This is a genomic window from Flavobacterium sp. W1B (genome assembly GCF_047344965.1).
Classification (GTDB): Bacteria; Bacteroidota; Bacteroidia; order Flavobacteriales; family Flavobacteriaceae; genus Flavobacterium.
Genome location: NZ_CP178845.1, coordinates 2054382 through 2074008, shown reverse-complemented (window position 1 = coordinate 2074008; position 19627 = coordinate 2054382). Strand labels below are relative to the sequence as shown.

General features: G+C 33.7%; 19 protein-coding genes and 1 tRNA gene. 12 read left to right on the top strand and 8 right to left on the bottom strand.

The features are described from left to right. The first annotated feature begins 7 nt into the window (after nt 1-7). From ribB to ACMDB5_RS08990, 3 genes are all read left to right on the top strand, one after another. Nucleotides 8-1141 (top strand): 3,4-dihydroxy-2-butanone-4-phosphate synthase, encoded by a 1134-nt coding sequence (gene ribB, locus ACMDB5_RS09000; protein WP_413997930.1) that lies wholly within the window; start codon nt 8-10, stop codon nt 1139-1141. A gap of 167 nt (nt 1142-1308) precedes the next feature. Next, nucleotides 1309-1396, top strand: a tRNA-Ser gene (locus tag ACMDB5_RS08995). Nucleotides 1397-1748: 352 nt separating this feature from the next. Further along, a complete protein-coding gene (locus ACMDB5_RS08990) occupies nt 1749-1886 on the top strand; it encodes a hypothetical protein (protein ID WP_413997929.1) in 138 nt (45 codons plus the stop codon). 346 nt (nt 1887-2232) lie between these two features. Here ACMDB5_RS08990 and ACMDB5_RS08985 read toward each other — a convergent pair whose 3' ends face one another. From ACMDB5_RS08985 to ACMDB5_RS08960, 6 genes are all read right to left on the bottom strand, one after another. Further along, a complete protein-coding gene (locus ACMDB5_RS08985; RefSeq protein ID WP_413997928.1) occupies nt 2233-2688 on the bottom strand; it encodes a beta-carotene hydroxylase in 456 nt (151 codons plus the stop codon). 147 nt (nt 2689-2835) lie between these two features. Beyond that, a complete protein-coding gene (locus ACMDB5_RS08980) occupies nt 2836-3225 on the bottom strand; it encodes a hypothetical protein (protein ID WP_413997927.1) in 390 nt (129 codons plus the stop codon). A 62-nt stretch (nt 3226-3287) separates the two neighbouring features. Further along, on the bottom strand, nt 3288-4124 hold the full coding sequence (locus ACMDB5_RS08975) for a phytoene/squalene synthase family protein (protein ID WP_413997926.1): 837 nt from the start codon (nt 4122-4124) through the stop codon (nt 3288-3290). A gap of 7 nt (nt 4125-4131) precedes the next feature. Further along, entirely contained in the window at nt 4132-5616 is a 1485-nt protein-coding gene (locus ACMDB5_RS08970) for a phytoene desaturase family protein (protein WP_413997925.1), read from the bottom strand. A gap of 35 nt (nt 5617-5651) precedes the next feature. Next, complete coding sequence (gene uraH, locus ACMDB5_RS08965; RefSeq protein ID WP_413997924.1) at nt 5652-6062, bottom strand: hydroxyisourate hydrolase; 411 nt, start codon at nt 6060-6062, stop codon at nt 5652-5654. A gap of 18 nt (nt 6063-6080) precedes the next feature. Further along, nucleotides 6081-6749, bottom strand: coding sequence for a MarR family winged helix-turn-helix transcriptional regulator (locus tag ACMDB5_RS08960; RefSeq protein ID WP_413997923.1), 669 nt, complete (start codon nt 6747-6749; stop codon nt 6081-6083). A 162-nt stretch (nt 6750-6911) separates the two neighbouring features. Here ACMDB5_RS08960 and ACMDB5_RS08955 point away from each other — a divergent pair, with 162 nt between their 5' ends. Genes ACMDB5_RS08955 through ACMDB5_RS08940 form a run of 4 tightly spaced genes read left to right on the top strand, consistent with a single transcriptional unit; the run spans nt 6912 to nt 8071 of the window. Next, entirely contained in the window at nt 6912-7211 is a 300-nt protein-coding gene (locus ACMDB5_RS08955) for a hypothetical protein (protein ID WP_413997922.1), read from the top strand. Continuing rightward, nucleotides 7159-7527 carry a hypothetical protein gene (locus tag ACMDB5_RS08950; RefSeq protein ID WP_413997921.1) on the top strand — a complete coding sequence of 123 codons (369 nt, stop codon included), beginning with the start codon at nt 7159-7161 and terminating at the stop codon, nt 7525-7527. The genes ACMDB5_RS08955 and ACMDB5_RS08950 overlap by 53 nt, the downstream gene beginning before the upstream one ends. Continuing rightward, a complete protein-coding gene (locus ACMDB5_RS08945; RefSeq protein ID WP_413997920.1) occupies nt 7527-7670 on the top strand; it encodes a hypothetical protein in 144 nt (47 codons plus the stop codon). Before ACMDB5_RS08950 ends, ACMDB5_RS08945 begins: the two co-directional genes overlap by 1 nt. Nucleotides 7671-7684: 14 nt before the next feature. After that, nucleotides 7685-8071 carry a DUF2867 domain-containing protein gene (locus tag ACMDB5_RS08940; protein WP_414000372.1) on the top strand — a complete coding sequence of 129 codons (387 nt, stop codon included), beginning with the start codon at nt 7685-7687 and terminating at the stop codon, nt 8069-8071. Nucleotides 8072-8384: 313 nt separating this feature from the next. On the opposite strand, the gene ACMDB5_RS08935 is transcribed toward ACMDB5_RS08940, so the two are convergent. Further along, nucleotides 8385-9455 carry an endonuclease/exonuclease/phosphatase family protein gene (locus ACMDB5_RS08935; protein ID WP_413997919.1) on the bottom strand — a complete coding sequence of 357 codons (1071 nt, stop codon included), beginning with the start codon at nt 9453-9455 and terminating at the stop codon, nt 8385-8387. A 336-nt stretch (nt 9456-9791) separates the two neighbouring features. Here ACMDB5_RS08935 and ACMDB5_RS08930 point away from each other — a divergent pair, with 336 nt between their 5' ends. Beyond that, on the top strand, nt 9792-10421 hold the full coding sequence (locus ACMDB5_RS08930) for a YiiX/YebB-like N1pC/P60 family cysteine hydrolase (RefSeq protein WP_413997918.1): 630 nt from the start codon (nt 9792-9794) through the stop codon (nt 10419-10421). Between the two features lie 87 nt (nt 10422-10508). On the opposite strand, the gene ACMDB5_RS08925 is transcribed toward ACMDB5_RS08930, so the two are convergent. Beyond that, a complete protein-coding gene (locus tag ACMDB5_RS08925) occupies nt 10509-11105 on the bottom strand; it encodes a dihydrofolate reductase family protein (protein ID WP_413997917.1) in 597 nt (198 codons plus the stop codon). A 666-nt stretch (nt 11106-11771) separates the two neighbouring features. Here ACMDB5_RS08925 and ACMDB5_RS08920 point away from each other — a divergent pair. The 4 genes from ACMDB5_RS08920 to ACMDB5_RS08905 all read left to right on the top strand — a co-directional run bounded on the left by ACMDB5_RS08920 (nt 11772) and on the right by ACMDB5_RS08905 (nt 19582). Next, nucleotides 11772-15206, top strand: coding sequence for a SusC/RagA family TonB-linked outer membrane protein (locus ACMDB5_RS08920; RefSeq protein ID WP_413997916.1), 3435 nt, complete (start codon nt 11772-11774; stop codon nt 15204-15206). Between the two features lie 4 nt (nt 15207-15210). Continuing rightward, nucleotides 15211-16785: a RagB/SusD family nutrient uptake outer membrane protein gene (locus ACMDB5_RS08915; protein ID WP_413997915.1), complete on the top strand. Its 1575-nt coding sequence runs from the start codon at nt 15211-15213 to the stop codon at nt 16783-16785. Nucleotides 16786-17049: 264 nt separating this feature from the next. Further along, a complete protein-coding gene (locus ACMDB5_RS08910; RefSeq protein WP_413997914.1) occupies nt 17050-18282 on the top strand; it encodes an ROK family protein in 1233 nt (410 codons plus the stop codon). 379 nt (nt 18283-18661) lie between these two features. Beyond that, nucleotides 18662-19582, top strand: coding sequence for a dihydrodipicolinate synthase family protein (locus tag ACMDB5_RS08905; RefSeq protein WP_413997913.1), 921 nt, complete (start codon nt 18662-18664; stop codon nt 19580-19582). Nucleotides 19583-19627: the final 45 nt, after the last annotated feature.

The window sequence follows — 19627 nt, the reverse complement described above, 5'->3', positions numbered from 1 at the left end:
ACCACTCATGGTTCAGAATAAAATACAACTCAACACAATAGAAGAAGCAATTGAAGATATTCGTCAAGGAAAGATAATTATTGTCGTAGATGATGAAGATCGCGAAAATGAAGGCGATTTCTTGGCTGCAGCCGAAAAAGTAACCCCAGAAATGATTAATTTCATGGCCACACACGGACGCGGATTAATTTGTGCTCCATTGACAGAAAGCCGTTGCAAAGAACTTGGATTGCATGTAATGGTAACAAACAATACCGACCCTATGGAAACTGCTTTTACCGTTTCTGTGGATTTAAGAGGTAATGGAGTAACAACAGGAATCTCTGCAGCTGATAGAGCCAAAACTGTTTTATCATTAGTAGACTCTGCTACAAAACCACATGATCTAGCAAGACCAGGACATATTTTTCCTCTTATCGCTAAACAAGGTGGAGTTCTAAGAAGAACAGGCCATACAGAAGCTGCTATTGATTTTGCACGTTTGGCAGGCTTTAAATCTGCTGGTGTTATCGTAGAAATCATGAATGAAGATGGTACGATGGCACGCTTGCCTGAATTAGTTAAAGTTGCTAAAAAATTCGATTTAAAATTAGTTTCTATTGAAGCACTTGTGGCTTACCGTATGCAACACGATAGTCTGATTGTAAAAAAAGAAGATTTTGACATCAATACTCGTTTTGGAGCGTTCCGTTTAAGAGCTTACCAACAAACAACCAATAAACAAATACACATTGCTTTGACAAAAGGAACGTGGAATCTTGGAGAACCTATTCTAACTAGAATTAACTCTTCACAGGTCAATAATGACATATTAGGTACCTTGACCAATAATGCAGATCAACAATTGGACGATATGTTCAAAAAAATCAACGAGCAAGGAAAAGGAGCTGTAATTTTCATCAATCAAGACATGCAATCGGTAAATTTACTGAGTCGTATCTCGGAATTGAAAGAATTACAAGCTGGAGGAGAAATGAAAGCACCAAAAATTAAAATTGATAATAAAGATTTTGGAATTGGAGCACAAATTCTGCATGATATTGATATTTCTAAGATCCGATTGGTATCCAATACCGAGCAAGGAAAACGAGTTGGAATGATTGGTTACGGTCTTGAAATAACAGAATACGTAAGCTACTAAAGTTATTTGGTTTTATTTCCTAAAAATATTTTCAAGCTAAAACAAAGGAAATGAATCAATTAAAAAATACTTTAAAAAACAGTTGAAATTTTTATCAAAATTGTTTTTGTAAACCGAAAAAGGTGCTTATATTTGCACTCGCAATCAGATAACGAAAGCGACATACTGGAGAAATGGCAGAGCGGTCGAATGCGGCAGTCTTGAAAACTGTTGACTGTAACAGGTCCGGGGGTTCGAATCCCTCTTTCTCCGCCAGTAGAAGTTTCAAAAGAAACTTTAAAAATCAAAAGCCTTTAAACACTAGTGTTTAAAGGCTTTTTTGTTTTCTGCAAAGTCTCAAAAAGCACATATCTTATCAAAGAACAGTTACCCTATAAGTTACCCTACGATTTTTTGCGCTAATCAAGCTCAATTAGGGTAACTAAATCAGAAGAATTCCCCGGGAATTCCCTGTAAACAAAGGCTAATATTTAAGTATATTTGAATACTAATTAACAAATGAAAAAAAGTAGTTTTTAATGAAAAATGGAGGTGGTCATTTTGAATTGGAATCAGGTGGTCACTTTAAATTGGAATTGGGTGGTCAATATAGCTGGAATTTGCAGGAATGAGTACAGATCAAACCACGCTTGGAGCTTGGAAAATGGCTGTTAAAAATCGAAATATTAAAGAAGACCTGATTTTTCATTATGATAGAGGTGTTCAATATGCCAACAAAAAGTTTGTAAATGTTCTTGATTCCTAATAAAAAATAACCCGAAGTATGAGCCTAAAAGTGAATTTCTGGGATAATGCGGTAGCGGAAAGCTTTTTTAAATCCTTGAAAATGGAATTGATTTATTGAAACAAACTCATTTCTAAAGAACAAATGAAACTGGAAGTCTTTGAATATATTGAAGTTTGATACAACAGAAAAAGGAGACATTCAGCTTTGAATTATTCAACTATTGAAGAATTTAACAATCAAATTAATTATAAAAATGTTACTTAACTTATTGTGCACTTTTTGTTTGCATATCCAACTATTTTTTTCATATTTTATTTTCAATTAAAACTGTCTAATGTAATTAAATATTTAATCTAACTAGGCATTATTTTGTTTTATTGAAATACATTTTAAAATATTTTATTGGTACCCATAAAAATCCAAAACATTCTCCTTCTCCTTTCCCTATATGTTTGTGATGTTGCTTATGTGCCCTGCGGATAGCCAATAGATAAGGATTTTCTGTGTTTTTCAAAAAATCTATTCGTTGGTGAATAAAAATATCATGTACAAAAAAATAGGTCATACCATAAAGAGTAATCCCCACGCCTATATAAAACAAATAATTAAAATGGCTTAAGGAACCAAAATACATCAAAGCGATAGCCGGTAATGCAAAAATAGCAAAGAAATAGTCGTTCTTTTCAAAAGCACCATCAGTGCTGTGATCATGATGGTCACGATGCAATGTCCATAAAAAACCATGCATAATATACTTGTGAATAAGCCAGGTGGCACATTCCATCAGTAGAAATGTTATGAATATAATGATTAAGTTCATACTTAATTCTTTTGTTTATTAAATAATTGTTTCAAGACTCGATAACCATAATTAAACTACCAGGACCACAAAAAAAAACCTATCCGTACGACTATCGCAATAAAATTGCTGAATTCTTTTTAACTGATAAATCATTTTTTGTTTTTTTTAGATAAGAACTGCCATTAATTCTTTCAAAAAAACAGATGTTATATTTTTACTATTGGATTGAATGAATTTTTTATCATCTTCAATATTTTTTTTGTAACCTAAAAAAGATGGACTATTACTTTGAACAGATAACCTAAGAAGCCTAATTTCTATATTATTAGGTTTTGATATTACAGCTTCTTCAATATTCCTTTTACCAGTTGTAAATGTTCTAAGTTTTGAAATAGGTCCACTACTATGTTTTGCCCATATTGTTTGAAATGCACCTAAATAAGCCAAATGTACTGCACTTTCATTAGCTGTACTCAATTGCTCTATCATCAACTGGCAAATTTTTTTATCGGAAACAGCTTTTTCATAATTAGCTCTAATGGTTTCCAAATCCATACTTTGTGTATTAAAAACAGAGCTTAATACTGTAAATAACAATAAAATTATCTTTATGCATTTCATAGTATCGACATTCTATATTGAACATAGCTGCTCATTGCCAGTGAAAGCTTTTGCCCGTTAGGAATACGTATCCGCTGATTCATAATTTTATCTGCCGGCGTATTCTTTATTTTTTTAAATAAAGAAAAATAGTACTTATAAGCCAAATAGACGCCAAATTTTGCAGAAGGCGGCAGTTTTTTTATCCCAATTAATGCTTCCTTGAATTCTTCTTCAATCTCATTTTCAATTTGGCGTTTTATTTTATTGTTAAAAATTTTCATGTCGATGTTGGGAAAATAGGTACGCCCTAAAACATCAAAATCATCTTTTAAGTCCCGTAAAAAATTTACTTTTTGAAAAGCAGATCCCAGTTTCATAGCATAAGGTTTTAGATTTTCAAATACTTCTTTATTACCTTCTGCAAATACCTGAAGGCACATCAATCCTACTACCTCGGCTGAACCTAAAATATATTCTTTATATAGATCTGAATTATAATCCAATTGCTGTAAATCCATTTCCATACTATGCAGAAACTTTTCGATCAAGACTTTATCAATAGCAAATTTACGCACTGTTTCCTGAAACGATTGTAAAATCGGATTAAGAGATATCCCTTCTTCCAAAGCATTCCACGTCTCATTTTTAAAACGTTCTAATAGAACTGCTTTATCATAATCATGAAAGCTGTCCACAATTTCATCCGCCAAACGAACATACCCATAAATAGCATAAATAGAAGGGCGAATGGATGGCTTTAAGGCCAAAATACCCAAAGAAAAACTGGTACTGTACTTTTCAGTCACCATTTTACTTACTTTATAAGCCAACTCATCATATAATTTTTTCATGCCTGTTTTATCTAATGTTATTTACTTCTTTTGCAACAATTTTACCGGAAATAATTGATGGCGGAACACCTGGACCCGGCACTGTCAACTGTCCTGTGTAAAATAGGTTGGACAAATGTTTGTTTTTTATGGCAGGTTTTAAGACTGCTGTTTGCGAAAGCGTATTGGCCAATCCATATGCATTACCTTCATATGCATTGTAATCATTAATAAAATCCGCTACACAATAGCTTTTTTTATAGTCCAGTTTTGATACTAAATCCTTTACTCCAGTATGTTTTTCCAAACGGGAAATCATTTCTTGGAAATAGCGCTCACGAGTGTTTTCATCATCAGAAAGACCCGTCGCCAAAGGCATTAAAAGAAAAACATTTTCATGTCCTTCAGGAGCTAAATGAGCATCGGTTTTTGACGGGCAACAAACATAGAACAAAGGTTTTTCAGGCCATTTTTTGTCTTCATAGATAGTATCGATATGATCGTCCATATCATGTTCAAAAAATAATGTATGATGCTTAAGGTTTGGAAGTTTTTCTTTGAATCCTAGATAATAAATCAGGCAGGAAGGTGCAAATGTACGGTTTTTCCAATACTTTTCATCATAATTACGCAGTTCATCACTTAGTAATGTCTCGGTATGATGATAATCTGAAGAGGCAATAATGGCATCAAATTCTTTAAATTCTCCATTTATTACTATTCCTTTGGCAACACCATCTTCTGTAATTATTTTTTCAACATTCTGATTAAAATGGAAAACTGCACCCTGCTCTTCTGCTACTTTTTTCATTCCAAGCACTAATTGGTAAAATCCTCCCATTGGATACCATGTTCCTAATACGTAGCCACCATAATTCATCAGGCTATAAAGCGCCGGAATATTTTTAGGTGAAGCACCTAGAAAAATAACAGGGAATTCCATCAGGGCTTTCAACTTCGGATTAGAAAAGTATTTGCTTACATAATCTCTGAAATTAGACAGTAGATCTAGCTTCAAAGCACTCATTGCAATCTTTGGAGAAAAAAACTCTAACCAACTATGACATGGTTTGTTTACAAACTCCTTCATTCCTACCTCATATTTATATTTAGCAGATTTCATGAAGGCATCTAGTTTTTTACCAGCTCCAATTTCTAAAGTTTCAAATAAGGTTTTTAAGTCTTCATAAGTCTCCGGCACCTCAATGTTTCCATCGTTAAAAATCATCTCAAACTGAGGATTCAGGGATACCAGATCATAAAAATCAGTGGCTTTATAACCAAAATCCTGAAAGAAATTATCAATAATATCAGGCATCCAATACCAACTGGGTCCCATATCGAAAACATAACCGTTTTCTGTTTTAAACTGTCTGGCTCTTCCTCCTGGTTGTGCATGTTTTTCATAAACATGTACATTATTACCAGCTTTCGCTGCATAAGCAGCTGCAGAAAGACCGGAAATACCAGCGCCAATTATAGCAATAGTTTTCTTAGAATCTGTTTTTTGCATAAATGAATAGTAATGATGCTTAAATTACAATTATTTTAATTCCCTCTATATGTTGAATATCCATAAGGACTTAAAGTAATGGGCACATGATAATGCTTATCGTCCTTAATTTGAAAAACTACTTCAATAAAAGGGTAAAAAGAATCTTGTTTTAAATTATTGAAATATGGCTCCGTAAAATAGGTTAATTTAAAAATTCCTTTGTTTTCAGTTTTTGCATAAGGCAGGAAATTTTGTACACGACCATTTTTATCTGTTTCATTTTTGGCAATAAATTCCCAACTTCCATTAGCCGTTTGTTTTTCCAATTTTATTAGAACATTTGCCACTGGTAACCCCCGAGAGATATCAAGTATATGACTTGACAATTGAAATTTTTGTTCCTGAGCATCACTAGATATAGTAAAGCTAAATAAAAACACACAAAACATTAATCTTTTTAGCATAATTTATATTTTTTTATTTTAATTATTACGATGCAATTGTTGATATACTATATCTACCAGTTGTGAAGGGTCAATATTTTCAGTATATATAGGTTGATGGAAATGTTCTAATTTTTTAAGCAGCCTGATTAATTCAATTTTTTCTGCATAAATAAGATTACCGGTCACAATTTCAGTTGCCCTCCTAATTTGTTTCATATTTTGCTCTAAAGCTGCTATCCCATTAGCTGTTATCAAAATGATCTTACTGCGTTTATCTTCTAACGAGTCACTTTGTTCTACCCACCCTTGCTTAATGAGACGATTGATTATTTGCATACCAACAGGCTTTTCCTGGATATTTTTTTTAATTAAATCTGTTTTTGTCATCGCGCCAAAAGCCTTTAAATTAATTAAATAAATAAAATCTTCCTGCGTCGCGAATTTGGAATTGTAAATAGCTGATTTGGAATATGTTTTAGCATACCTGTTCATGTGTACTATTAAAGTACTAATTACACTCTCTGCACTTCTGCCGTTTTCCTTGCCTTCCCAATCCGGTTCTTCAATAATATTTTCTATATCTTTTTCACCATCATATATCCAACGTTTAAAACCAGATAAATCTTTTGAATAGAACTTAGATTCAATACTTGTATCAAATTCCTCGATAAGGTGCATAACTTCTTTGATAAGGTTATAGTCCATAATACTGGAGTATGAAAATTATTATTTAGTATACAAATATACTATTATATTTTACATTTAGTATATTTAAATACATTATTACTTTTGTGTAAATAAGTATACTAAATTTGGTGTAAAGAGTGTCTTGTTCATTCAATGAGCTCAAGCGGAGAGTTCAGTAAAATGGAAGAAGAATCTGCAAAAAACTTTGTTGAAGCTATTAATAGAACAAAAGGCAAGCAAATAATCTACCTAAGTGGCATCGTTAACAAAGAAAAACTATCAAAGCATCTTTCCTCAAGGAAAAATGTAGAAAATATACTGGTATCTGGAGAAAAACACTTAACTACCTTAAGAACAGGTATCATTGTAGGCTCAGGAAGTGCTTCATTTGAAATCATACGCGATCTGGTAGAGAAATTACCAATTTATGATTGCTCCAAAATGGCTAAATACAAAATGCCAGCCCATAGCTATCAGTAACGTTATTGAATTTCTGTCTGGTGTTTTACTAAAAGAAACTACTTTTGATAAACACTATGATATTTATGGCCCCGATATTCTAACTTACAAACAAATGTTATTGGAGTTTGCCAATATAAGAGGCCTCAAAAGGCTCGTAATTACTGTGCCTATCATGACACCTCGCCTATCTTCATATTGGCTTTATTTTGTTACTTCCACATCCTATCCACTAGCCAAAAACTTAGTAGAGAGTATGAAAATTGACATTGTAGCAATTCCAAATGAACTTAGAGAAACTTTAGGGATAAGCTTACTGCCTTACAAAAAGCAATAATGATAGCATTTGACAAAATAGAGCAAAATCTTGTATTGTCAAGTTGGAAAGATGCCATAGGAAATGGAAAGCTAAGTAAGGGCTTATCAAAAGAAATTAAAACACCTCAGTATGGAGTATTTATTGATAAAGAACTGCCTTAGCAAGAGACCCTGAAATTTCACTTGAGAGGATATTTGCTATAGGTGGTGATTCTGGTTGGTATTATGCCGATTGGCTATGGAACTTCAGAGGATTTCTAGACAAACTTTTTGGAGGTGTAGGTCTTAAAAGGGGCAGAAAAAATAAAACACTTATTGATGTGGGTATATCACTTGATTTCTGGCGTGTTATTTATGCTGATCGTAAAGAAAAAAGACTGCTTTTATATGCCGAAATGAGACTTCCTGGTGAAGCCTGGCTGGAATTAAAGATTGAAAACAATATAATAACACAAACAGCCACATTAAGTCCTTTAGGTGTTGCTGGTAGATTGTACTGGTACTCCGTATTGCCTTTCCACTACTTTATTTTTAATGGGATGATAAACAAAATTGCCAAATAGCTATAGTACACTTTGAAAATTTATTGTCAAAATATTTACTGAAGTTTGAAAACAAAGGTGAATACTTTCTAGCTTTCAATTAGCTTTTTTTTAAAAGCCTATATTTTCGCTTTACAACACTTTCTCGTTCAGTCGTAAATGTTAAATTAAATCATTAATAAGCTAAAATTAACAATTTATACTACCAATTTACAGCATGCTTCAAACATAGTTAGTTTAAATTCAAGATTTATTCATTCTCTTAGTTTATGCTAAGTTATCACATCCAGTATTAAGAACACAACTATAAACGATACCATTTAGACAGGACTTTTTATTCTAACTTCAAGGTTACCATTACAGCTTTGTGATCTGATGGCCATTCTAAAGTGTCGGCAACAAAGTTTTCTTCGGAGGTGTAAGTTGAAACCAATTCATTAAAAGCATAAGATTCTTTTGGACCAACCAAAGAAGCATCAATCGTTTTGATCCCATTTCCTTTATAGAAAATAAAATCAATTCTGTCCCGCTCGTCAGAAAGCGGAGTCCAACTAGTTGTCTCCTTACCGTGAGCTTTTGAAGGCCAAGTGATTCCAGCATGAGTTATTTCATCTGGAAAATAATTCCTATAGGCATCAATAAAGCCTTTTTTATGAAGCACATAAGTACTCGGCCATTTAATAACCACTCCGTTATGATCAAAACACTGTGCTGTTTTATCTGTCCAATCCAAATGAGACGGTTCGTTAAAATCGCCCATTAGAATCACAGGCTTAGTTTCTTTTTTTACCGAGCTTAGAAAAGCATTGATCTGTTCATCTCTTTTTGATTTTAAGTTATACGCTATAATTTCATCAATATTCGTAATCGGAGCCTTATTTCCATTCTCATCTTCGATTAGACCCCAATTTGGAACTCCGCCATAATACGCCCTTGGCAAATAACAGGCGTAACTAGTATAGTCAAGATGAGCAACCGCAACCACAATTGTTTTGGTTTTTAGTTTTATATTGTACTTTACGACGGAGCCTTCTCCATCATAAATGACTTCAGACGCCGTAATCGGGTATTTACTTATTACTGACACGTCACCGCCCACATATTTCCCCGTATAATTAAAACCTTTGTCTTTTAGTTTTTTTAAAATTTTTGAAGTCCAATCTTCATTGTTGTAATTTCTAACTTCGGTAAAGCTTATAATATCTGGATCGGTCGCTAAAATGACATCTCTAATTTTATCCAATCCGTTAGCAACCATCGTTCCTTCTTGCCAAATATTAAAAGTCATTAGCTTAAGCTCAACAGAATTTATTGTCTTATCTTTTTTTGCTTTATTTTCTCTTGGAACGTTTTTACATGCAATACAAACAAAAAGAACATATAATAATAGCGTATATCGACTCATAAATGATTTGTTATAATAATTTTAATTCTTTTTTTTCCAACTAAGATATGCTACAATATAAAATTCTCTATATTTTAATGATTTGTACTAATTACTAACATAAGTAAGTCTAAAAATCGACAAACGAGCTTTATCTTGTCAGCACAAAATAAATATAATTGATTTATAACACCAAAAAAATGCTCTATATAAAAACACTTCACCTCCGCCAGTAAAACAACATCAATTTTAGCCTCGATTCAATTGTACTTCATTCGCAAAATTCTATTTTTACCGCTAATACAACACCAGCCCTCTAGACATTGGTTTTAGCAAAACAATTTTTAAATGAACCGTATGAAAAATCTACTTTTACTTTTATTAATTCCTTTCACAACATTTGCACAAAAGTCGCACTTAAAAAATGGTGACTTACTATTCATCAACATCAATTGCGGTCCGATGTGTGAAGCCATAAATGCCGTAACCGAAGGATATAAATCTAACGATTTCAATCACATGGGATTGGTTGTTTCAGAAAACAATAAAGATTTTTATGTGTATGAAGCTATTGGAAAAGCCGTAGTTAAGACACCTCTAAACGAATTTCTTTCTTACACAAAACAAACCGTTTATATAGGACAATTAAAAAGAAAATACCGTCACCTTATCCCAGAAGCCATTGCCTTTTGCGAAAGTCAATTAGGCGTTGCTTATGATTCTGATTTTATATACGATAACGGCAAATATTACTGCTCGGAATTAATTTACGACGCGTTTCTATCTTCGAATAAAAAGCAACCCTTTTTTCAGTTGTTTCCAATGACATATAAAGAGCCAAATTCACAAAACTACTTCCCTATTTGGGTAGCACATTTTGCAGAACAGGCTATTGAAATACCTGAAGGAAAACCAGGTTGCAACCCAGGAGGAATGAGTTTAGATCAAAAAATCAGGTTAAAAAAAATGAATTATTCTTTTCAGTAAAACGAAAATGATCCTATGTAAAAATTAAGATCTAAAAAAACTAGCTATAATCTGGTGAAACAATCATTTTTTTCATTTTACTTCTCTTTAAGACCCAATAGTACCTGTCTTGACTTTTCCGGCTCGCTTGTAATTGGCAAAAACAACTCCACTTGGTGTAACAGAACTATCAATTAATGTAAACGCTGCTGCAATCGTGCCATTGTCAAACAACTTTTTTCCTGTACCAAGAGTCAATGGGTAAATTTTGAGCCGAAGTTCGTCAACTAAATCATTCTTGAATAACAGTTGAATAAGGGTACTGCTACCCCAAACCTGAATATCAGAACCTTCTGAATTCTTGAGTTTTTTGATATCTTCCAAACTTTCGATAAATAGGGTATTTTTCCAATCTGACTTTTTCCTAGTTTTGGACATAACGTATTTCATACCATCATTGATGCCAGGCCAAATACCCGTATGTTTAGGCCAATAGTCTTCCCAAATCTCAAATGTTTTCCTGCCCAAAAGATAATCCACTGATTGTTTCAGCTCTTTTTGCACCAGCTTACCACCAACTTCATCTTCATAAGGTGCACTCCAACCTCCATATTTAAAACCACCCGATGTATCTTCCTCAGGCCCACCAGGCGCTTGCATTACTCCATCTAAAGTAATAAATGATAAAACGATTATTTTTCTCATATTATCTCACCTCATTTATAATTTATTAAAAAAAACTTCTTCAAAATTAATTTTGTCTTGAATAGAAAGCTCGTAAATAAAGATACGAAAATATTAATCGTCATGTATAGAGAGCCATCAAAAACCCAAGACAAATCCCATCAGCAAAAAAAAAAAAAAAAACATAAGCATTACACACAGGCAGCCTACCTATAGAAGATTAATCTGTCAAAGTAAAGTATGGTTTAAAACAACAAACATCTTCCTTAATTATTGCCTAAATCATCCCGATTTTTACTGACGATTTACAGCCTTATCCCTAACTCTCTTTAACATTTTACTACAATTCACTATCAACAATTATCAAGGAAAATCAATAAAATAAATTAAAACCTAAAAAAAAAGGTTATTTTTAAGTTAATAAAATTATTTAATATTAGGTACTTTATTTTAAATATTTTTATATATTTGCTTGCACATATTAAATTAAAATGGTTGTTTATCCGTTTTTAAGCTAAACTTTCAATTTAATCTTAAAAGAAAACAATTTAAGCAGTTAATAAAAATTAAAAACAAATCAATAAAAAACAATGAGTAAACATTTTTATTCCTTCAAAAGATAAGGACCGGGAGCAAATAAATAAAACCACGAAAACAAATATATTATTAACAAACCATCAAAAAATTATGAAAATTTTTTCTAAAAACAAACCAAGAAATTTATGGCATGATTCGCCAGCTTGGGGCACAACAAAACTAGCTACTGTTTTGCTTACAGCCTTAACGGTTCAGCTTTCAACGGCAGCCACCTCGGAAAAAGTAGTTTTGTTAGAAAATAAAACCACTACAGAAAAACAGTCAGAAGTATTTAAATCAAGTGCAATTCTAAAGAAAATTAGCGGAAAAGTACTAGATGCTGATGGAAACGCTATCCCAGGCGCAAATATTGTCGCTAAAGGGAGCACAGCCTCGACACAAACGGATTTTGACGGTAATTTTACCATTGAAGTTCCTGACAATGTAACCAAACTTATTGTTTCTTATATAGGTATGGATCAACAAGAAGTAACTATTGGTAAATCTCCGCTAACAATCGTCTTGAAAGAATCTGGACAAAGCTTAGATGAAGTAGTAATTGTTGGTTATGGTACTCAGAAGAAATCTAAAATAACAGGTTCTGTATCTAAACTTGACAGCAAGGTACTAGAAACAGGGACTCGATCTAATCCAGCTTCAGCATTAGCAGGAACCATTCCAGGATTAAGAGTACAGCAATCTTCAGGTAGACCAGGAGCTGTACCATCCATTGTTTTACGTGGAGGAACGAACTACGATGGTTCTGGATCACCTCTAGTTATGGTCGATGGATTTGTAAGAGCCGGCTTTAATGAGATCAACCAAGATGATATTGCTTCCATCGAAGTATTAAAAGATGCATCAGCAACTGCTATTTATGGTGCAAGAGCAAATAATGGGGTAATATTGATTACCACTAAAAAAGGAAAAAGCGGTACTTCTAATATTACTATTAATTCAAAAATAGGAATTAACACACTAAACGTCCCTTTTGACTTCTTGGATGCCAAAGACTACTTATATTGGTCTAGAAAAGCGATAGAAAATTCTGGAAAATATGATGCCAGTCGATTAGGACAATTGAATTCAACAGGTCCTTTTGGTACCGGAAATCTTTATAAAGATGCTGCTGGAAACATTCTTGACGGAAACAAAACCCCCTCAGCGGTATGGAGCCCTATGTTTAGAAGCCCTATAAATGAAGAACTGTTGTCTCAAGGATGGCAAAGTATAATGGATCCTGTTAAAACAAACGCATTAGGAGCCTACGATCCAAACGGAACCAATAAAGAAATTATTTACAAGGATTTCAACTATAAGGATTATGCTCTTAGACCTCAGGGATTAACTAAAGATTATAATATTAATATGACTGGCGGTAACGACAAAGGAAATTATTATGCCAGTTTAGGATATTATGATGAACAAGGTTTACCAATAAACACTTTCTACAAAAGGTTGACTTTTGTTTTTAACGGTGAATACAAAATCAAGCCTTGGTTAACTTCCACTTCTAGTTTAAATTTTGCTGATGCCAAATGGAGAGATGCTCAAACAAACGGCGAAGGTAATTATCTGACTCGTTCTTTAGGCGCACCTCCTACTATGAGAGGTACAAATGCTAATGGTGAACTATTAGTAGGGCGTGATTACACCGATGGTAACCCTCTAGTAAACGATGCTAAATTCATTCGAAATAATAACAGTGATAAGTTTACAATGTCACAGGCATTCAAAATAGACCTACTAAAAAACCTAAGTTTTAGGACTAGTGCTAACTGGTTTTACAGCCTAGCATTCAATGAAGCCTTTAATAAAGATTTCTTATCAAGCCCAGGAAACATTAACAAAACCCGTTCATCAAGTGCATCTTACGGAAGGGAGTTCAGTCAAACCTATAATGGTGCTTTAAACTATAACACAACCATCTTAAACAAGCATAATATAAATGCTATGGTGGGAACAGAGTATTACGACATCTATCAAAACGGCTTATCAGCCTCTGGTTCAGGAGCTCCATCGGATGACTTCATGGACTTAGGATATACCAGCTCAGATAAAGATAAAAGAGCTATCGATACCTATCATCAACGTCAACGTATTTTATCTTTCTTTTCTCGTGTTAGTTATGACTACGACGACAAATACCTTATGACCTTGACTGTAAGACGAGATGGTTATTCTAGATTACTAGACAACCGTTGGGGTAATTTCCCAGGAATATCTGCAGGATGGAACATGCATAAAGAAGATTTTTTTAGCGGAATTTCAGATGTAGTGAATACCTTAAAATTGCGAGCTAGTTATGGTCAAAACGGTAATGTTAGTGGTATTGGCCCTTACCAACTACAAGGATCTTATTCGTCAGCAAAATACGATGGTATTGTAGGATATCAAGTAGGTGGATTGCCTTTTCCAAACCTAAAATGGGAACGTTCCGCTACTTATGAATTTGGTTTAGATACTCGTTTATTTAATAAATTAGACCTTTCTCTTGCTTATTATAACAGAGAAACCAATGATAAAATTTCGACATTCAACCTTCCAGCTACTTCAGGGTTTACAACAATTACAACAAACTTAGGTAGTTTACAGAACAAAGGAATTGAGTTAGACTTGAATTATAGCGCAGTTAAAAAAACTGATTGGTCATTAGACATTAATGCCAATTTTGCTACCAATGCAAATAAAATATTAAAATTACCTAGTAATGGATTAGAAAACAATAGAATTGGAGGAAGTCAGGTTTACGACAACAATGGTAATCTTATTTGGGTTGGCGGTTTCCAAGAGGGTCAAGATCCAAATATAGCTTATGCATATGTTTCTGAGGGAATTATCAGAACCCAAGCAGAGTTGGATTCATACGCTTTACAACTGCGCGATTTAATTGGCGCAAAAGTACTAGTACATCCAGATGCTTTCAATGCAATGACTCCAGCGCAAAAATCTTTACATTATCCTATAGCATTGGGAGATGTAAAATGGAAAGATGTTAATGGTGATGGCATTATCAACACCTATGACAGACAATACATGGGTCGCACAGTACCAAAAATGACCGGAGGTTTTGGTTTCACTGCAAGATATAAAGCTTTCACATTGAGTAGCCGTTTTGACTATGCTTTAGGTTTTGTTCAATATGATGGCCCTAGAACTTGGTTCTTAAGTAATGCCCAAGGAACTTTTAACACGATAGAACAAGTTAAAGATACTTGGACTCCTGAGAATCCAAATGCTAAATACCCAACCTATTACTGGGCGGATCAATTATTCAAAAACAATACCTTCCGTACCTCAAGCATGTTTTACAACAAAGCAGATTATCTTGCTTTCCGTGAAATAAACTTAAGTTACTCTATACCTTCTGCTATATTGAGTAAATTAAAGGTTGATGGAATTAAATTAACTTTAACTGGACAAAATTTAGGTTATTTAAGCAAATCAACTCTTTTCTCTCCAGAAGCAACAGACAACGGAGTTTCTGTTGGTGGTGGATATCCATTGCCACGTACAGTAATATTTGGTATTCAATTTATTTTATAAAATTATGAAAAAGATAGTATTAGGATTTGCATTATTGACGTTATCAATTACGTTTAATGCATGCGACAATTTAGATTTAGCTCCAGAAGATTATTACGCCAGCGAAAGCTTTTGGAAAACTCCATCTCAAGTTGATGGAGCCATGGTTGGCTTACATAATCAGTTAAGATCTTATCAATTTACATTGTTTAACTTAGGAGAGCTAAGAGGAGGCACATTAAGAGATGGTACTAGCTTTACTGGAACTGCATCTTTAAATTCAGGCTCCATTGTTCGACAAGACATTAGAGAATCTTCTACTGGTATTTCAGGCTGGGCGGGTTTGTACGCTGCCATTTTTCAGGTAAACAATTTTATCTATCAAGTAGAAAAAGCAGATTACTTGGTCGCTGCTGACAAAAGTTACTATTTAGGACAGGCCTATGGTTTAAGAGCTTTCTATTATTTCCAATTGTACCGTACTTATGGTAGAGTACCTTTGGCAAAAGAGCCTAAAGTAGCTATCAATACGCCAGCTACTGCTCAAGATGCCTATTTACCACGTACTGCAACTGAGAAAGAAACTTTAGACTTCATCAAAGAAGACATTGATAAGTCTGTCGTTAATTTTGCTGATAATTACACAACTAAGATGCAAAAAGCACAATGGTCTTTAGCTGCTTCACAAATGTTAAAAGGAGAAGTGTATTTATGGTCAGCAAAAGTTAAAATTGACGGAGCTACACCAACCACAACAACTACTGATTTAACTACAGCCCGAGCTGCAATTGAAGCAATTATACCTAAATACAGCTTGCAACCTAGTTTTGCTAACGTATTTAACTCGGCTGCAACGGCTGCTATAAAAGGGAATAATGAAATTATTTTTGCCTTGAGATATGGCTTTGGAGAAGCAAGTAATAGTTATAGTCAATTTATTTATGCAGTTACCGATCCATTAGCAGACTATGTTGATGACAAAGGTGTAGCTATTCCATCCGCTGATCCATTAAAAGTAAATGGTGGCGGAACTATTATTCGTTACGAATACAAATATGAGTTATATGCAAAATACGATGCTGCAGATACCAGAGCCAATGTTACTTTCCTAAACTTTAACAAAGGAACGGTTCATGCCACCAACATGCGCAAATTTATCGGAACAATCGTTGACGGCGCTCGTTCTTTTACAGATGATTTCCCTATTTATCGTTTGGCTGATGCCTACTTAATGTTGGCCGAAATTAAAAACAAACAAGGTCAGGATCCATCTGCTGAAATCAACACCATTAGAACTCGTGCTTATGCAGGAAGTGTTGCTCCGGTTTATGTAAATGGTTCATTCGAGCAAAATGAATTAGCAATTTTTGCCGAAAGACAAAAAGAATTTGTAGCCGAAGCTAAAATATGGTATGATTTACGTCGTATGCAAGATGCCTCAGGAACTCCTTTGGCATTCCGAAAAGATTTATCTCTGATAGGTGTTTTAGATAATATTACAGGACAAAACCATAAATTAATATGGCCAATTGATCTAAGTACACTAAACAGCGACGAAACCTTAAAAGGACAGCAAAATCCAGGGTACAGCGGAACCTAAATCAATTATAATTATCAAAACCGACAAACTATACTTTGTCGGTTTTTTTTTTAATTTCGCTACATCTTGAAACTTTTATTATCTAAAAAAATAAAAGATAGTAATCCACTAAATTTCAATAATTTATTTAAAAACAAAGCAGAAGTCACTTAAATAGATTATTTAGATTAGCTAATCAACAAACATCGGTTTGTATCCGCATTGAGTTTAAAAAAATTATATTAAGTTTGTAATTAAATGCCTTCAAATATTAAAATAAAAAAAATGAGCTTAAAGGATTTATTAGACGTAAGTATTGACAACAGCCTTTCGGGCCAAAAGTGGCATATGTTGAGACAATCAATAGTAAAACGCTTATTATCTACCGGAAATGCTACAATAGCAGAATTAGGCTCCGAATTACAATCAAGTGTTCCTACCGTTACCAAGGCAGTCAATGAACTTCTTGTTGAAGGTTATGTTGTAGACATGGGAAAAATCACTAATAGCAGCGGCAGACGCCCTTCTTTATACAGCATCAATCCTACTTGTGCTTACTTTTTAGGTATTGAAGTAGGCAGAAGCAGCATGTCTATTGGATTACAGAATATAAAAAATGAATTTGTAAGTATCGAACTAGGAACTTCCTTTGTTTTAGAAAACACCCAAGAATCCCTTTTAGAGTTATGCAACCTAATCAATTCATTTATAGAAGATAGTTTAGTTGATAAAAAAATGATTGTAGGGGCTTGCATCAACTTATCAGGTCGTATTAACTCGATGGAAGGATTTAGCTATAACTTTTTTTTCAGCGAAAACCGACCTTTAACTGAAATCATTTCAGATCAATTAGGTATACCCGTTCGTTTAGAAAATGACACCAGAGCAATGGCTTTTGGTGAATATCGTGAAGGTGTAGTAGATGGAGAACAAAATGTAATCTATGTAAACTACAGCTGGGGCGTGGGAATAGGAATAATAACAGATGGTAAACTATATTACGGAAAATCGGGATACTCAGGAGAATTTGGACACAGCACCATATTAGACAATGACATTCTATGCCAATGTGGCAAATTAGGCTGTCTGGAAACCGAAATATCCGGTTGGTCTTTAGTAAATCAATTCAAGGAAGCCATCAAAGAAGGAAAACAATCTAAGATCGTACTTGATGAAAATTCAACAAGCTTGCAACATCACACTATAATTGCTGGTGCATTAAACCTAGAAGACAACTTATGTGTAGAATTAGTTTCTAAACAAAGTGAAAAAATGGGCCGTTATTTATCTATTATCCTTAACATTTTCAATCCGGATTTACTTGTGATTGGAGGTGATTTTTCACTCTTGGGAGATTATACCTTATTACCTATTCAATCAGCCTTAAAGAAATATTCTCTAGGATTAGTCAATAGAGATGTTAAACTAAAAAAATCAAGTTTAGGCCGTCGCGCTGGCGTTATTGGGGCTTGCTGCGTTGTCAAAGAAAAAATGCTCTCCTCCTTAATTAATAATTAAAATTATTCTTTTTATTTTATTATTAAATTTTTTTAATAAATACTGTTTGTTTATTAAATTATTTCGTATGTTTACAATTCAATAGTGAATGTTTCATTTTTTTAATTCTCAATTAACTTATCTCTTTACAGTTTTATCTGTCTAAATAAATACTGAAAGATATATCGAATAAAAGAGAATTAGCTTTAAAAAATCGGATTTACAATTCAACAGCCTCAATCAATAGCAGTTAGCTTTATTTTTTTTTAAAGCAAAACGACTCTGATTCAGCATTGAAAACATCCACCATTATTATTTTGAATATAAAATCATATATATTCTGCTGTGGAAAATTTTAAATTTTCACCCAACTTGATACAAAAAACTTAAAAAAAATATTATGAAAATTCAACACCTACAAGGTCTTATCTCTGCTCCGTTTACACCCTTTGACAGCAATGGAAAATTAGATGTTAGTCTAATCCCTGCTTATTATTCTTTTTTAAAACAAAACGGAATAACAGGTGCATTCATTAACGGTTCTACAGGAGAAGGAGTTTCTACAACCTTAGAAGAAAAGAAAGCCGTTGCTCAAGCTTGGGCTGATTGTAGTAATCATGATGCCGACTTTAAGGTAATGGCATTTTTAGCGGGTACCTGCCTTGCAGATTGCATCGAATTAGCTAAACATGCTTACGAAATAGGTTTATACGCTGTTTCTATGACGGGACCTTTTTATTTCAAACCAGCCAATGTTGATATGTTAGCACAAACTTGTATTGAAGTAGGAAAAGAAGTGCCTAATATGCCTTTTTATTACTATCATATTCCCGTATTGACAGGTGTAAATTTACCAATGTTCGATTTAGTAAGGGCTTTGGACGGAAAACTTCCCAATTTCGCAGGAGTTAAATATACCCATGAAGATTTCATGGATTTCCAAAGCTGTATGAGCTATGAAAATGGCAAATTTGACATGCTTTGGGGACGTGACGAAAATATGTTATCTGCATTAGTATTGGGAGCAAAAGGTGCTGTAGGAAGTACTTTTAATTATGCTGCCCCTCTATACTATGATTTGATTGATGCATTCAATGCCAATGATTTGGTTAAGGCACGTGTCTTGCAACAAAAATCAATCGATATGATTCGTTTATTGGGGAAATACGGCGGAATCTCAGTAGGAAAAGCCTATATGAAACTGGTTGGACACAATCTAGGAGAATTCAGATTGCCTGTCAAAAACATGAGCGCAGATCAATTTGAATTATTCAAGAAAGATGTTGCAAGCCTAAATTTTGAAACTTTCAAATCAAAATAATCCAATAGCACGTTTTATTTTAAAATAGGAACGATGAACAAATCT